This window comes from Pseudomonas sp. ATCC 43928 (genome assembly GCF_005938665.2).
Classification (GTDB): domain Bacteria; phylum Pseudomonadota; class Gammaproteobacteria; order Pseudomonadales; family Pseudomonadaceae; genus Aquipseudomonas.
Map to the genome: position 1 here is coordinate 1,802,519 of NZ_CP041753.1, position 13,840 is coordinate 1,816,358.

At 58.8% G+C, this 13,840-nt stretch carries 12 protein-coding genes and 1 pseudogene; 10 read left to right on the forward strand and 3 right to left on the reverse strand.

The genetic code is table 11. The features are described 5' to 3' along the window. The first annotated feature begins 57 nt into the window (after positions 1-57). The 6 genes and pseudogenes from FFH90_RS08090 to FFH90_RS08115 form a co-directional block, all read left to right on the forward strand. Complete coding sequence (locus tag FFH90_RS08090) at positions 58-660, forward strand: hypothetical protein (RefSeq protein WP_086944560.1); 603 nt, start codon at positions 58-60, stop codon at positions 658-660. Between the two features lie 92 nt (positions 661-752). Next, positions 753-1,430, forward strand: a complete 678-nt coding sequence (locus FFH90_RS08095) for a response regulator transcription factor (RefSeq protein ID WP_018926312.1) — start codon at positions 753-755, stop codon at positions 1,428-1,430. Continuing rightward, a complete protein-coding gene (locus tag FFH90_RS08100) occupies positions 1,427-2,773 on the forward strand; it encodes an ATP-binding protein (RefSeq protein ID WP_064616500.1) in 1,347 nt (448 codons plus the stop codon). Before FFH90_RS08095 ends, FFH90_RS08100 begins: the two co-directional genes overlap by 4 nt. 355 nt (positions 2,774-3,128) lie before the next feature. After that, a complete protein-coding gene (locus FFH90_RS08105) occupies positions 3,129-3,488 on the forward strand; it encodes a DUF6124 family protein (protein ID WP_138866968.1) in 360 nt (119 codons plus the stop codon). Positions 3,489-3,841: 353 nt separating this feature from the next. Next, complete coding sequence (locus tag FFH90_RS08110) at positions 3,842-6,100, forward strand: hypothetical protein (protein WP_178114242.1); 2,259 nt, start codon at positions 3,842-3,844, stop codon at positions 6,098-6,100. A gap of 71 nt (positions 6,101-6,171) precedes the next feature. Continuing rightward, positions 6,172-6,354: pseudogene (locus tag FFH90_RS08115) on the forward strand (DUF6124 family protein); the annotation flags it as partial. A gap of 202 nt (positions 6,355-6,556) precedes the next feature. Here the strand turns inward: FFH90_RS08115 and FFH90_RS08120 are convergent. Then, on the reverse strand, positions 6,557-7,555 hold the full coding sequence (locus tag FFH90_RS08120) for an AraC family transcriptional regulator (RefSeq protein ID WP_138866969.1): 999 nt from the start codon (positions 7,553-7,555) through the stop codon (positions 6,557-6,559). 337 nt (positions 7,556-7,892) lie between these two features. Here FFH90_RS08120 and FFH90_RS08125 point away from each other — a divergent pair, with 337 nt between their 5' ends. Both FFH90_RS08125 and FFH90_RS08130 read left to right on the forward strand, forming a co-directional pair. After that, positions 7,893-9,227, forward strand: a complete 1,335-nt coding sequence (locus FFH90_RS08125; RefSeq protein ID WP_111455173.1) for a dicarboxylate/amino acid:cation symporter — start codon at positions 7,893-7,895, stop codon at positions 9,225-9,227. 143 nt (positions 9,228-9,370) lie between these two features. Next, positions 9,371-10,552, forward strand: coding sequence for a CaiB/BaiF CoA-transferase family protein (locus FFH90_RS08130; RefSeq protein ID WP_138866970.1), 1,182 nt, complete (start codon positions 9,371-9,373; stop codon positions 10,550-10,552). 24 nt (positions 10,553-10,576) lie between these two features. Here the strand turns inward: FFH90_RS08130 and FFH90_RS08135 are convergent, their stop codons facing one another. Both FFH90_RS08135 and FFH90_RS08140 read right to left on the reverse strand, forming a co-directional pair. Beyond that, positions 10,577-11,071 carry a SprT family zinc-dependent metalloprotease gene (locus tag FFH90_RS08135; protein ID WP_007937535.1) on the reverse strand — a complete coding sequence of 165 codons (495 nt, stop codon included), beginning with the start codon at positions 11,069-11,071 and terminating at the stop codon, positions 10,577-10,579. A 148-nt stretch (positions 11,072-11,219) separates the two neighbouring features. Beyond that, positions 11,220-11,822, reverse strand: a complete 603-nt coding sequence (locus FFH90_RS08140; RefSeq protein ID WP_018926304.1) for a Yip1 family protein — start codon at positions 11,820-11,822, stop codon at positions 11,220-11,222. A 431-nt stretch (positions 11,823-12,253) separates the two neighbouring features. Between FFH90_RS08140 and ttcA the strand changes: the two genes are divergently transcribed. Together ttcA and FFH90_RS08155 are read left to right on the forward strand one after the other, a co-directional pair. Beyond that, on the forward strand, positions 12,254-13,078 hold the full coding sequence (gene ttcA / locus FFH90_RS08150) for a tRNA 2-thiocytidine(32) synthetase TtcA (protein WP_007937538.1): 825 nt from the start codon (positions 12,254-12,256) through the stop codon (positions 13,076-13,078). A gap of 67 nt (positions 13,079-13,145) precedes the next feature. Then, positions 13,146-13,820, forward strand: coding sequence for a DNA-3-methyladenine glycosylase I (locus tag FFH90_RS08155; protein ID WP_007937540.1), 675 nt, complete (start codon positions 13,146-13,148; stop codon positions 13,818-13,820). Positions 13,821-13,840: the final 20 nt, after the last annotated feature.

The window sequence follows — 13,840 nt, forward strand, 5'->3', positions numbered from 1 at the left end:
AGGTCAGTAACCTTGCCCCGTACCCAAAAAGCACATAGCGCATGAGGAAATTCCCCAATGACTACTTTGAAAAAGCTGCTGCTGGCTTTCACCGTGATGGGCGCCAGTGTTGCCGCCCACGCCGACACCACCAATTTTGCCGGGCTGACCTTTGGCCAGACCAGCGACAAGGTTAAAAAATCCAGTGCCCTGAACGACAACCTCAACCACCCGAACGCCGACGGTGTGATCGGCAAGGACAACACCTGGGGTTTGCGTGTGGGCCAGCAAGACAGCCAGGGCCGCTACTACGCCACTTACGACAACGTGTCGGGCTCGCATAATGGCATTAAACTGCGTCAGGAAAACCTGCTGGGCAGCTACGATCTGTTTTACCCAGTGGGTGGCAGCACCAAACTGTTCGGCGGTGCCACGGCCGGTTTGACCAAAATGACCCAGGAATCGCCAGGCTTCAGCCGCGACAGCGACATCGGTTACGCCATTGGCGGCCAGCTCGGCGTGTTGCAGCAAGTTTCGCAAAACACCTCGGTCGAGCTGGGTTACCGTTACCTGCGTAGCAACGCCAGCACCGAGATGAGCGAGCGCGGCGGCAGCAAACAGGGGTCGCTGGACTTGACCAGCAGCGCCCAGACGTACTTGTCCGCCAACTACGCTTTCTAAACAGCGTTTGGTTGCCAGTCAGTTAAGCCTCGCAACCTGTGGGAGCAGGCTTGACTGACCTTTGGAGATGTTGATTTGCCCCGGAGAGCCTTATGAAATTGCTGGTTGTCGAAGATGAAGCGCTGTTGCGCCATCACCTGCAGACCCGTTTGACGGACAGCGGCCACGTGGTCGAGGCCGTGGCCAACGCCATCGATGCGTTGCATCAGGCCGAGCAGTTCAACCATGACCTGGCGGTGATCGACCTCGGTTTGCCGGGCATGGGCGGGCTCGACCTGATTCGTCAGCTGCGCTCCCAGGGCAAGACGTTTCCGATCCTGATCCTCACCGCGCGCGGCAACTGGCAAGACAAGGTCGAAGGCCTCGCCGCCGGTGCCGACGACTACGTGGTCAAGCCGTTCCAGTTCGAAGAGCTGGATGCCCGGCTCAATGCCTTGCTGCGGCGCTCCAGCGGTTTCACCCAGTCGACCATCGTCGCCGGTCCCTTGCTGCTGGACCTCAATCGCAAACAAGCGTCCCTCGATGACCAGCCACTGGCGCTGACCGCCTACGAATATCGGATCCTCGAATACCTGATGCGCCATCACCAGCAAGTGGTGGCCAAGGACCGCTTGATGGAGCAGCTCTACCCGGATGACGACGAGCGCGATCCAAATGTGATCGAAGTGCTGGTCGGCCGCTTGCGTCGCAAACTCGAAGGCCCGGCCGGGTTCAAGCCGATCGATACCGTGCGTGGCCTCGGCTACCTGTTCAATGAGCGCTGCACTTGATTCGTTCCCTTCGTGTCCGCTTGATGCTCGCCGCCACCACCCTGGCGGTGTTGTTCATGCTGGCGTTACTGCCGGCGATGCAGGGCGCGTTCAGCCTGGCGTTGCAGGACTCCATCGAGCAGCGCCTGGCGTCGGACGTCACCACGCTGATCTCCGCCGCCCGGGTGGATAACAACCGCTTGCAGATGCCGGCGCAGTTACCCGATGAGCGTTTCAACCTCACCGACAGCCGTTTGCTCGGCTACATCTATGACCGCGAAGGTCACTTGGTCTGGCGCTCGAGGGCCACCCAGGAAGAGAACATCAACTACAAGCCGCGTTACGACGGGCGCGGAAACGAGTTCGCGAGGATTCGCGAAGCCAATGGTGAAGAGTTTTTCGTCTATGACGTCGAGGTCAAGCTGCTCGGCGGCAAAAGCGCGGCGTTCAGCATCGTCGCGCTGCAACCGGTGCGCGAATACGAAGTCACCCTCGAAGGCCTGCGGGAAAACCTCTACCTGGGCTTCGGTGCCGCGTTGCTGGTGTTGCTCGTCTTGCTCTGGGTCGGCCTGACCTGGGGCTTGCAGGCGTTGAGCCGGCTGAGCCAGGAGCTGGACCAGATCGAAAGCGGCACCCGCGAAAGCCTCAGCGAACAACACCCGCGCGAACTGCTGCGCCTGACCGGCTCGCTCAACCGTTTGCTGCACAGCGAGCGTGAACAGCGCAGCCGTTACCGCGACTCCCTCGACGACCTGGCCCACAGCCTGAAAACTCCGCTGGCGGTGTTGCAAGGGGTCAGCGAAGACATGGCGCAAAAGCCGCAAGAGCGCGATCAGGCCTGGGTGCTACAAACCCAGATCGAACGCATGAGCCAGCAGATCAGCTATCAACTGCAACGGGCCAGCCTGCGCAAAAGCGGCCTGGTGCGCCATCAGGTACGCCTGCGCCCGGTGCTGCAAAGCCTCTGCGACACCCTGGACAAGGTCTACCGCGACAAACGCGTGCGGGTCGCCTTCGATCTGCCGGATCAGTGCTACGTGCCGATCGAGCAGGGCGCCTTGCTGGAAATGATGGGCAACCTGCTGGAAAACGCCTATCGCCTGTGCCTGAACGAAGTACGCATCAGCGTGCGCGAAACCCTCAGTAGCATTGAGCTTTGCATTGAAGACGATGGCCCCGGTGTACCACCGGACCAACGCGCACGGATTCTCGAGCGCGGCGAGCGGCTGGACCGCCAGCATCCGGGGCAGGGGATTGGCTTGGCGGTGGTCAAGGACATCATCGAAAGCTACAGCGCCAAGTTGACGCTGGGGGATTCGCCGATGGGCGGCGCGGCGTTCCGGATTCATTTTCCGGTGGTTTGATGTAGGGGCTTGGCCGAAAAGATCTTAAACGGCGATGTTTAAACGACACTTCCAGAAACTCACCCAACCTACACATCCTTGCGCCGCTGCCTACGACTACGCCAGAATCCGCCGGCTAGTGCGCCTGGGGCGTGGGCTATATCGTTTCCCTGTCGTTGACGAATCAGCGATCGGGTCTCGCAGCCCGTGTATCTCTAGACGCACAACATCCTCCGTTCACATTATGGCGGCTGTACGTGGGAGACCTTCGGGTCTGCCGGTTCTAGAGTCCCGGTCTGCGACCCGCGTATAGCTGCCACCTTCTTTCGTCTCGCAGCGAACAGTGGCGGCTCCATGACTCTAGGAGGCTTTATCCATGTTCAAACCAACACCTAATCCACCAGCACCCGACGACGTCTCCCCCTACGAATCCCTCGATTCCAAAAAACTCCACGAAGCCGCCGACCGCGCCCTCGACCACTACCTCAAACCACCCACTCCCAAAGACACCAAGCGCAAACCCAGCACCATTTACCATGTCGGTGCGAAGGTCGATAACGAAACCCTGCTGGTCAACGCCTGCGAATCCCTGGCATCGGCGAGCGTGATGCTCAGTGAGTTCGCCGGGTTGATGGACATGCCCCATCGCAACATGATGTTGGGGATTCAATCGGTGGTCATGCTCGGTGAGCTGGCCGTCAACCGGGTGCTGGATAACCTCGATCCTCAGAACTGATTGATCCATTGTGGCGAGGGAGCTTGCTCCCGCCGGCCGATCCGCGTCCGGGCGCAGCAGTCGCAAAACCGGTGTATGCGGTGTACCTGAAAACCTGCGATTGCAGATTTTGGGACCGCTTCGCAACCTAGCGGGACGGTGCGGCGATCCGACAAGCTCCCTCGCCACAACAGCATCTGTGCATGAGCAAAATGAGAAACGACCTGAGAGGGCCGTTTTTTTGCTTGGATAAGCCAACGACGGTATTCATTCTGCCGACCGCTCGTCGCTACTGTCAGATCTGACAGTAGCGAGTTCCGCTACTACCGCGTTCTGATTGCGCAGACCCTCCATCACATAGCGAGCACTGCGCCATGAACAGTCCTGTCCCGGTTTCGATTGACGTTTTCACCGTCACACGTCCGCATATTCTGCTGAAGACTGACCTGATCTCTCATCCGGAGGCGCATATCGGGCTGTCCATCGTTAATCACTACAGGGATTCGAAGGGTGTACTGGTGCTGTTGGGGACTTGGCTTGAGCAGGCTAAGTATGAAACCGTAAATCTATACGTGAATGACAACTCCAACCCGGTTGCCAGCGAAATCGTCATGGATTCCAGCGCAGCGGTGGAGTTGCGCCTGCCGATGGGCCTACTGGTGGAGGGCGTCAACACCTTCTACTGCACGGTCGAGCGTCTTTCTGGCAACATCGAAAAGTCGCAGGAGTTGAAAGTGCTCTACTTCGTCTACGCGCCGGGCGGCGATGACCCGGTCGTGGGCGGGGGGCATTCTGCACTGGGCATCAGCGTCAGCCCGACCAGCGTGGATGCCGCGCAGGCGGCGCAGGGTGTGATCCTGACCCTGGATTGGCCCCATAAGCATCTTTATGACCTGGTGACCGTCGATTGCGGTGGCGTCCCGCTGACCCACCGGATCGAACCGACGCCGCTGGATCCCGTCCCCGACCTGACAAAGCCGCTGGTTCTTACCCTGTACACCCAGCATTTCGCGAACGACCCGAATAACTCGCAGTTCCCGATCAGGTACAACGTCATCAGCCAGACGAACAACTTCTCGGGCACGACGCATCTGGGGCAGTTCGATGCACGGGATCATTGGTCGGTGCCTTGCCTGATCGATGTCCACCTCGATCGTAAAGAACTGGAGATGCCGATCCTTCGAGAAATCCTGACTGAGAACAATGACGACCCGACCATCGTCGATCTGGACAAGTTGAAGGGGGGGCCGTTGTGGGCCTTGGTTCATCTGATCGATGCGATCTGGGACGTGGGTGATGAGATCCATCTGATGTTCACCGCGCTGGTGAATGGCAGTCCGGTTGCCAGCCATGAAGCAACGCTGCCGATCACGCAGGTACCGGGGCAATTCGCTTGGGACATTCCCAATGACAAGGTTATTGTCGACAGTATTGTGAGTGTTCGTTTTGAGCAGATCCGCGGGGGCAAGGTTATCGGTGTTTCCAAAGTGGCCGAGGCGCAGGTCATTGGCGAAGGCACCATCAAGTTATTACCGCCGAAACTGGTTGCACCGGCCGTCAGTCCCATCGACTTATGGCTTTATTCGAATGGTGTCACCGTGCGTATCGAGTATCTGGACGCCCGTGCCGGTGACAAGGCTCAGTTGATCGAAATCAACCCGCCGGCCGGTGCCACGCCATTTCCAGTGGTGGCTTTCAACACGAACAAGCGGACGAACACCGTCCTGACCCAGGCATTTCTTGCGGAGCGGCAAGGGAGCCAACTGAGGTTTCGCTGGGTGTTGATTCGGGGCGGCAAGGAGATTGCCCGGTCAGGGTCGTTGCTGGTGACTGTTGCACGGATTGAGGACGGCGATGCCCGTTTGCCGGTAGCGGAAATTCTGCAGGCGAAGGCGGGTGGACTAAATCTCGATGATTTTGATCTCGATGGTACCGTCCGACTTCTCCCATGGGTATTTATAGCGATCGGGCAGAGCATTAATGTAACGGTCGTGGATAGAAATCATGCACCGCTTCCGGTTTTGCAGAACCACCGTATAACAGAACAGGACGTGACAAACGGATTGACCCAGGCAATATCGCGTCCATGGCTCGATGCGTTATTTGATAATGCCGAAATAACACTCAAGGTCGAGGTAACAGTCGGCGGCCATACCGTTGTCTTCAAGGACGTTAACTACATCGTCAGCCTTCGATCGTATGCCGGCTCTGAAGACTTCGAAAGTTCACCTCTGATTGGTTTTAACCCCGGCTCCGTACATAAGTTTGCAAGTGGAATAACGCTAAAGTCACTGGGCGGAATTGTTCATTTGACGAATGTTCATACCACCGACAGAAACTACACGTCGCTACTCGGACGCGTCACGCTGAACATGCTAGGAACGGTTGAAATCACCCTTCCGGGTTTAGCCAGTCATGTCAGCTTTTTGTTCGTTTCGCACCAGTTGCACGAAGAGAATGCAGTCGTTTATATGGATGAACGAGGCAATGTCATTGGCACGATGCCATTGCCTTATACGAGTCTCTACCAATACGCCTATGTCAGTTTCAGTGCGCCAGGCAAGAGCAGAATAAAATCAATCATTATTCGTAATAGAGATGACATGTACGTCGACAAATTCGAGGTGAGGTAGATAAGGCACTTCGGTGCGCCGGGTTCTAGAGTCCTGGTCTGCTAACCAGGGTACAGCTGCCACCTCTTTTTGATAACGAAACCCTGCTGGTCAACGCCTGCGAATCCCGGGCGTCAGCCAGCGGGATGCTCTGTGAGTTCGCCGGGTTGATGGACATGCCCCATCGCAACATGATGCTGGGGATTCAATCGGTGGTCATGCTCGGTGAGCTGGCCGTCAACCGGGTGCTGGATAACCTTGATCCGCAAGGCTGACGAAAGTCTGTGGTGAGAGCACTTATTGTGGCGAGGGAGCTTGTCGGATCGCCGCACCGTCCCGCTCGGCTGCGCAGCAGTCGCAAAACCGGTGTATGCGGTGTACCTGAAACCTGCGGTTGCAGATTTTGGGGTCGCTTCGCAGCCGAGCGGGAGCAAGCTCCCTCGCCACAACAGCATGGCTGCCTGCAAAGTTGTGAAATCAGTTCTCCTGCGCCCGATAGGCCCCCGGCGTCAAACCCGTCCACTTCTTGAACGCCCGATGAAACGCCGAAGGTTCTGAAAACCCCAACTGCTCGGCAATCTGTTGCAACGATAGATCCGCCCGCCCCAGGTGATAAATCGCGATGTCCCGGCGTAACTGATCCTTCAATTCCTGAAAACTCGTGCCTTCCTCACGCAAATGCCGACGCAAGGTTTGCGGGCTGATGTGCAGGTGCGCCGCCACTGCTTCCAGGTCCAGCCAGCGTGCACTGTCGCGGCTGAGCAAGCGCCGCAATTGGCTGCTCAGGCTGTCGCCTTCGTCGGGGCGTGACAGCAGGTCGGCGGGGGAGCGCTCGAGAAAGTGCTTGAGGGTTCGTTCGTCCTGCAACAGCGGCATGTTCAGGTAGCGGCTGTGGAACAGCAGGCTACTCTGAGTAGTATCGAACGTTAGCGGGCAGGAAAACAGCAAGTCGTATTCGGCCCCGTGCTCGGGCCTCGGGTAGCTGAATGTGGCGTGTTCCAGACGAATGCGCTGGCCGATCAGCCAGCTGCCGAACCGATGCCAGATCACCAGCAGGCTTTCGCTGAGGAAGTGGTCCGGGTCCCACAGCGGCGAATCGTCGAGGCTCAGGCGAATCATCTCGCCTTCGCGGCTCAAGGTCAGACGCGGCGCCCCGGGAAACAGGCTGTAAAACAACAGGCCGCGATTGAGTGCTTTCTCCAGCGTGCGGCAGTGGATCACCGCGTGGCACATCATCGCGAAGCTGCCGGGTTTGCTCGGGGCCTGCCCGAAGCCCAGGTATTCGTCGTCCAGGGCCAGCCACAATCCCTGGATCAACCGGGTGAACTGTTCAGGCGCGATTCGGGCGCGCGGTTCTTCAAGCAACTCGGGGCTGATCCCCAGTTGCAGCAGCAGGCTCGAATAGTCGTAGCCACGTCGGCGCGCGCCGCCGAGGGCGGCACGGGCGAAATGGCTGGCGATGGTGCGTTCACGCATGGGGCAGGTCCGTCCACTGAGCAATGGATGGTAGCGGTGCCCATCGACGATGAACAAGGCGGATATCCGCCAAATTGCAGGACGAGGTCAGGTGGGTTGGCGGAAATCCGCCACATAGTGGTAACTGGTTGGTGACCAAAAGAAACCTGTAACCCTTGATGTCAAAAGGCTCGCAGGCTTTTTGGCGAATGTGGCACGGGCCTTGCAATACAACCAGCAGATGCCTGCCGTTGCGCAGCTCGACAAAACAAATCCCTCCAGTGCAGGAGGGTTCGCAATTGAAGTGTCTTGGGCAACAGATGGATGTTGTCACCGGGCGCTCTTGAGGAACTTTGCAATGACGACTCGTCAGCCACTGTACAAATCCCTGTATTTCCAGGTGATCGTTGCCATCGCCATCGGCATCCTGCTCGGTCACTTCTACCCGCAGACCGGTGTAGCCCTCAAGCCGTTGGGTGACGGGTTCATCAAACTGATCAAAATGATCATCGCTCCCATCATTTTCTGCACCGTCGTCAGCGGTATCGCGGGCATGCAGAACATGAAGTCGGTCGGCAAGACCGGCGGTTACGCGCTGCTGTATTTCGAAATCGTTTCGACCATTGCACTGCTGGTCGGTCTGGTGGTGGTCAACATCGTGCAGCCGGGTAACGGCATGCACATCGATGTCACCACGCTGGATGCCTCCAAAATCGCAACCTACGTGGCTGCCGGTGCGGATCAAAGCGTCGTTGGCTTCCTGCTTAACGTCATCCCGACCACCATCATTGGTGCGTTCGCCACGGGCGATATCCTGCAAGTACTGATGTTCTCGGTGATCTTCGGTTTCGCCCTGCATCGCCTGGGTGCCTACGGCAAGCCGATCCTGGACTTCATCGATCGGTTCGCCCACGTGATGTTCAACATCATCAACATGATCATGAAGCTCGCGCCACTCGGTGCCTTGGGCGCCATGGCGTTCACCATCGGTGCCTACGGTGTGGGCTCGCTGGTGCAACTCGGTCAGTTGATGGCTTGCTTCTACATCACCTGCCTGCTGTTCATTCTGGTGGTGCTGGGTGGTATCGCTCGCGCTCATGGCTTCAGCGTGCTGAAAGTGATCCGCTACATCCGTGAAGAACTGCTGATCGTACTGGGTACTTCCTCTTCGGAGTCGGTACTGCCACGCATGCTGATCAAAATGGAGCGTCTGGGTGCGCAGAAATCCGTGGTAGGTCTGGTGATCCCGACCGGCTACTCGTTCAACCTCGACGGTACGGCGATCTACCTGACCATGGCGGCAGTGTTCATTGCTCAGGCAACCGACACCCACATGGACATCACTCACCAGATCACTCTGCTGGTGGTGTTGCTGCTGTCCTCCAAAGGCGCTGCTGGCGTGACCGGTAGTGGCTTCATCGTACTGGCCGCTACCTTGTCCGCTGTTGGCCACCTGCCGGTTGCCGGCCTGGCGCTGATCCTGGGTATCGACCGTTTCATGTCCGAAGCCCGCGCGTTGACCAACCTGATCGGTAACGCGGTTGCCACCATTGTTGTGGCCAAGTGGGTCAAGGAACTCGACACCGACGTGCTGCAATCCGAGCTGGCCTCGGGCGGTCGCGGCATTGCCGACGAGCCTAAAGATGATGTTTTGGGCCACGTCGAAGGGGCAACCCCGACGAACGCCAAGTAAGCCTTGTTGTAATGAAAAACCCGCTTCGGCGGGTTTTTTGTTGCCTGCGATTTGAGCGTAACGGTCAGCGTCACTGGCACATAAGGTGATTGCTGCAATGTCCCGGGCTGCCTAGGCTTGGGGGACTGCACTGGAGAACGCTCATGCTCGGTCCACTGGCATCACTCAAGGTTCTGGATTTCTCGACATTGTTGCCGGGGCCGTTCGCCTCGTTGCTGTTGGCGGACATGGGCGCCGAGGTGCTGCGCATCGAATCGCCGACCCGCATGGATTTGCTGCGGGTGCTGCCGCCCCATGATCAGGGGGTGTCGGCCAGCCACGCCTACCTCAATCGCAACAAGCGCAGCCTGGCGCTGGACCTCAAGCAGCCCGAGGCGCTGGAAGTGATCAAGCAATTGCTTGCGGACTACGACATTGTGCTGGAGCAGTTCCGCCCTGGCGTGATGGAACGGCTGGGCCTGGGGTATGAAGCCTTGAAGGCGATCAATCCACGGTTGATTTATGTGTCGATCACCGGCTATGGCCAGACCGGCCCTTACAAGGACCGCGCCGGCCACGACATCAACTACCTGGCGCTGGCGGGCCTTTCGAGCTACACCGGCCGCGCCGACAGCGGCCCGTTGCCGTTGGGTATGCAGGTGGCAGATGTCGCGGGCGGTTCGTTGCATGGGGTGATCGGGCTGCTGGCAGCGGTGATCGCGCGGCAGCAGACCGGGCAGGGACAGCATCTGGATGTGAGCATGACTGACTGTGCCTTCAGCCTGAACGCCATGGCCGGTGCCGGCTACCTGGCCTGCGGCGTTGAGCCGGGCAGGGAAGAGCAGATGCTCAACGGCGGCAGCTTCTACGATTACTACCGGTCGCGCGATGGCCGCTGGTTGTCGGTGGGCAGTCTGGAACCGGGGTTCATGCAGCAATTGTGCACGGTGCTCGGCCGTCCGGAACTGGCGGCCGAGGGACTGTCGTCCGACCCCGCCCGGCAACGGGCGCTCAAGGATGCGCTGAACATTGAATTCGAAAAACACGACTTTGCCTGGCTGTGTGAGCTATTTGCCGGGGCCGATGCGTGTGTCGAGCCGGTGTTGAGCCTGGGCGAAGCGGTCGGGCATCCGCAGTTGCAGGCGCGGGAACTGGTGGCTGAGGTGCCGCGGGGCGATGGCTCGACCCAGGCGCAGATGGCCTGTCCGTTGAAGTTTTCAGCGGGGTTGCCTGAGCCGCGGCACATTGGCGCCCGGCTGGGTCAGCATACGGATCAGGTGTTGGGGGAGTTGGGGTTTAGTGTTGAGCGGATTGAAGCGCTGCGGCGGGCCAAGGTAGTTATCTAGCGTCTGTCCCGGCCGAAACTCAACTTATTCGACCCGCATTTCCCCGCTGAACACCAACGTACTGCGACAGCGCCGGCACAAATACCGCCGCCCCTGGCGCACCAGGCTATGACGCTGGGCCGAAAACGGGAAATCGCTGTCGGCGCAGGGGCATTTGTAGATGTAGCGGGTCACGCTGCGACGTTTGACGTCATAGGTGTGGCAGCGATTGGGCGGCAGTTCGTAGACGCCGCGCATGATCAATTGCCATTCTTCGCCATGGGGCTGGATGCGGTCGCCGAACAGTTGATGGGCGATCAGGTGCGCGACTTCATGCGCCACGGTCTGCTTGAGGAAATCTTCGGTGTTTTCCCGGTACAGCTGCGGGTTGAAGCGCAGCAGGTTCTCGTGCAAATGCGCGACACCGGCTTTTTGCCCGCGCAGCTTGAGGCTCACCACGGGGCGTTTGAAAGGTCGTTTGAAAAAGGATTCGGCTTGCAGGAAACAGTCTTCGACGCGGGTATTGAGTTGCTCGGGCATGCTTGATGGATCTCCAAGGATGTCGAGTATGCCGCAACCCCGAGGGCTTGCGAATCGCTCAGGCGCCGAATGGTCGTTGCTCGCATTAGAAGGCCGCCTTGCGGCGGCCTGTAGTGGCGGAGCGTGTTTTTATGTCGGCGCTTGTTTGTCAGTTGGTATAGACCGGTCCCACGCCAAGGCCCCAGACAATCACGGTAAACGCCATGATGGCTACCAGCACCACCAGTCCTACGGCGAGCACCGAGCTCGAAAACAGGAAGCCTTCGTCCGATGGAATGTTCATGAACGTTGGTAGCCCTACATACAGCAGGTACACCGTGTAGCAGACAGCCGCGGTGCCGACGATCATCCCCAGCCACAAGTGCGGGTACAGCGCCGCCAGGCCGCCGACGAACAGTGGGGTGGCGGTGTACGTGGCGAATGCGATACAGCGCGCCAGGCTCGGGTTGGCGTCATAGGTACGGGCCATCCAGTGAATGAAGGCGCCCATCACCGCGACACCGCCGAGCATCGCCAGGTACGACATGATGGTCATCCATAGCGCGCTTTCCATAGTCAGCATGACCGGCGCTCGGTTACCGATGACCCAGCCGACTTGCGTAGTGCCGATAAACGCCGATATGGCAGGGATCGCCGCCAGAATCAGGGTGTGCGTCAGGTACATGTGGCTGATGCTTTCTTCCTCGTCGCCACGGATTTCTTTCCATTCCTGGTCAGGGTGGGTAAAGAGTCCCACTACGTGATGGATCATGCCAGTCACTCCTCTTGTTGTTGCCATCGCCCCCCAGCGGAGCGCTTACAGGCCAAAGTGGCCAGGTAAGAACAGGTCTGAATACGCGTGCGACCTTATGTCGCAGTATAGAAAGGAGTTACTTGCAATAGTGCGAGGGCTTTAGAGCAAATCGCGCTGTAAACAATCTTGTTAATCGCCGCAAGGTCTGTGCCGAATGGAACCTGTGGCGAGGGAGCTTGCTCCCGCTGGGGCGCGAAGCGGCCCCAAAACAGTCCACCCTGTTGTGTCAGGCAAACCGCGGCGGCAGGTTTTGCGACTGCTGCGCAGCCGAGCGGGAGCAAGCTCCCTCGCCACAGGGGTATGCTCAAGTCATATAAGTGCAGGCTTCGCCCCGCCAGGGTTTTTGCGTAAAATGCCGGCCTTTCGTCACACCTCACGGATTTCGCGTCATGGGCACTCTTACGGTCAACCAGAACAAACTGCAAAAGCGCCTGCGCCGCCAGGCCGGTGAGGCTGTTGCCGATTTCAACATGATTGAAGACGGCGACAAGGTCATGGTCTGCCTGTCCGGTGGCAAGGACAGCTACACCATGCTCGACGTGCTGATGCATTTGCAGAAAGTCGCCCCGATCAAGTTCGAGATCGTCGCCGTGAACATGGACCAGAAGCAGCCAGGCTTCCCCGAGCACGTGCTGCCGGCTTACCTCAAAGAACTGGGCATCGAGTACCACATCGTCGAGAAAGACACCTACTCGGTGGTCAAGGAGCTGATCCCGGAAGGCAAGACCACTTGCTCGCTGTGCTCGCGCCTGCGTCGCGGCACGCTGTACACCTTTGCCGACGAAATCGGCGCGACCAAAATGGCCCTCGGTCACCACCGTGACGACATCGTCGAGACGTTCTTCCTGAACATGTTCTTCAACGGTTCGCTCAAGGCCATGCCGCCAAAGCTGCGCGCCGACGACGGGCGCAACGTGGTGATTCGCCCGCTGGCCTACTGCAACGAAAAAGACATCCAGGCCTACTCGGACCTCAAGCAATTCCCGATCATCCCGTGCAATCTCTGCGGCTCCCAGGAAAACCTGCAACGCCAGGTGGTTAAAGAGATGCTGCAGGAGTGGGAACGCAAGACCCCGGGCCGCACCGAGAGCATTTTCCGCAGCCTGCAGAACGTGATCCCGTCGCAACTGGCGGACCGCAACCTGTTCGACTTCACCAACCTGCGTATCGACGAAAGCGCCGCATCGCGGTTCGTCAACGTAGTGAACCTCTGACGGTTCAAGTCACTCAGACACACGGCGCTCGCGGGCGCCGTTTTCATTTCATCCCGTAGGAGAGGGCATGCGCGATTACAAGTGGCTGCACGAATACTGTCTGAACCGCTTCGGTTCGGCGGCTGAACTGGAAGCCCATCTGCCGGTTCCCAAGACCCCGGCGCAATTGCGCAAGATCAGCGACGACCGCTACCTCTCGACCATGGCATTGCGGGTATTCCGTGCCGGGCTCAAGCACAGCCTGGTGGATGCCAAGTGGCCGGCGTTCGAAGAAGTGTTCTTCAAGTTCGACCCGGAAAAAGTCGTGCTGATGAGCGCCGAACATCTGGAGCGCTTGATGCAGGACGCGCGAATCATCCGCCACCTGGGCAAGCTCAAGAGTGTGCCGCGCAATGCACAGTTCATTCTGGACGTGGCCCATGAGAAGGGTAGTTTCGGTGCGTTGATCGCCGACTGGCCGGTAACCGATATCGTCGGCTTGTGGACCTACCTGAAAAAACACGGCCATCAGTTGGGCGGGTTATCGGCGCCGCGATTCTTGCGGATGGTCGGCAAGGACACCTTCGTGCCGAGCTACGACGTGGTGGCAGCGCTGAATGCACAGCAGATCATCGACAAGGTGCCGAGCAGTTTGCGCGACCTGGCCACGGTGCAGAATGCGTTCAACCAGTGGCACGAAGAGAGTGGTGGACGGCCGATGAGCCAGATTTCGATGATGCTGGCGTATACCGTTAACCACTGACGAAGATGATCATTCCCACG

Coding starts and splice junctions, on each gene's coding strand:
- FFH90_RS08110 (WP_178114242.1), top strand. CDS start 3,842: ATGAACAGTCCTGTCCCGGTTTCGATTGACGTTTTCACCGTCACACGT.
- FFH90_RS08130 (WP_138866970.1), top strand. CDS start 9,371: ATGCTCGGTCCACTGGCATCACTCAAGGTTCTGGATTTCTCGACATTG.
- FFH90_RS08155 (WP_007937540.1), top strand. CDS start 13,146: ATGCGCGATTACAAGTGGCTGCACGAATACTGTCTGAACCGCTTCGGT.
- FFH90_RS08120 (WP_138866969.1), bottom strand. CDS start 7,555: ATGCGTGAACGCACCATCGCCAGCCATTTCGCCCGTGCCGCCCTCGGC.
- FFH90_RS08105 (WP_138866968.1), top strand. CDS start 3,129: ATGTTCAAACCAACACCTAATCCACCAGCACCCGACGACGTCTCCCCC.
- FFH90_RS08135 (WP_007937535.1), bottom strand. CDS start 11,071: ATGCCCGAGCAACTCAATACCCGCGTCGAAGACTGTTTCCTGCAAGCC.
- FFH90_RS08090 (WP_086944560.1), top strand. CDS start 58: ATGACTACTTTGAAAAAGCTGCTGCTGGCTTTCACCGTGATGGGCGCC.
- FFH90_RS08125 (WP_111455173.1), top strand. CDS start 7,893: ATGACGACTCGTCAGCCACTGTACAAATCCCTGTATTTCCAGGTGATC.
- FFH90_RS08095 (WP_018926312.1), top strand. CDS start 753: ATGAAATTGCTGGTTGTCGAAGATGAAGCGCTGTTGCGCCATCACCTG.
- FFH90_RS08140 (WP_018926304.1), bottom strand. CDS start 11,822: ATGATCCATCACGTAGTGGGACTCTTTACCCACCCTGACCAGGAATGG.
- ttcA (WP_007937538.1), top strand. CDS start 12,254: ATGGGCACTCTTACGGTCAACCAGAACAAACTGCAAAAGCGCCTGCGC.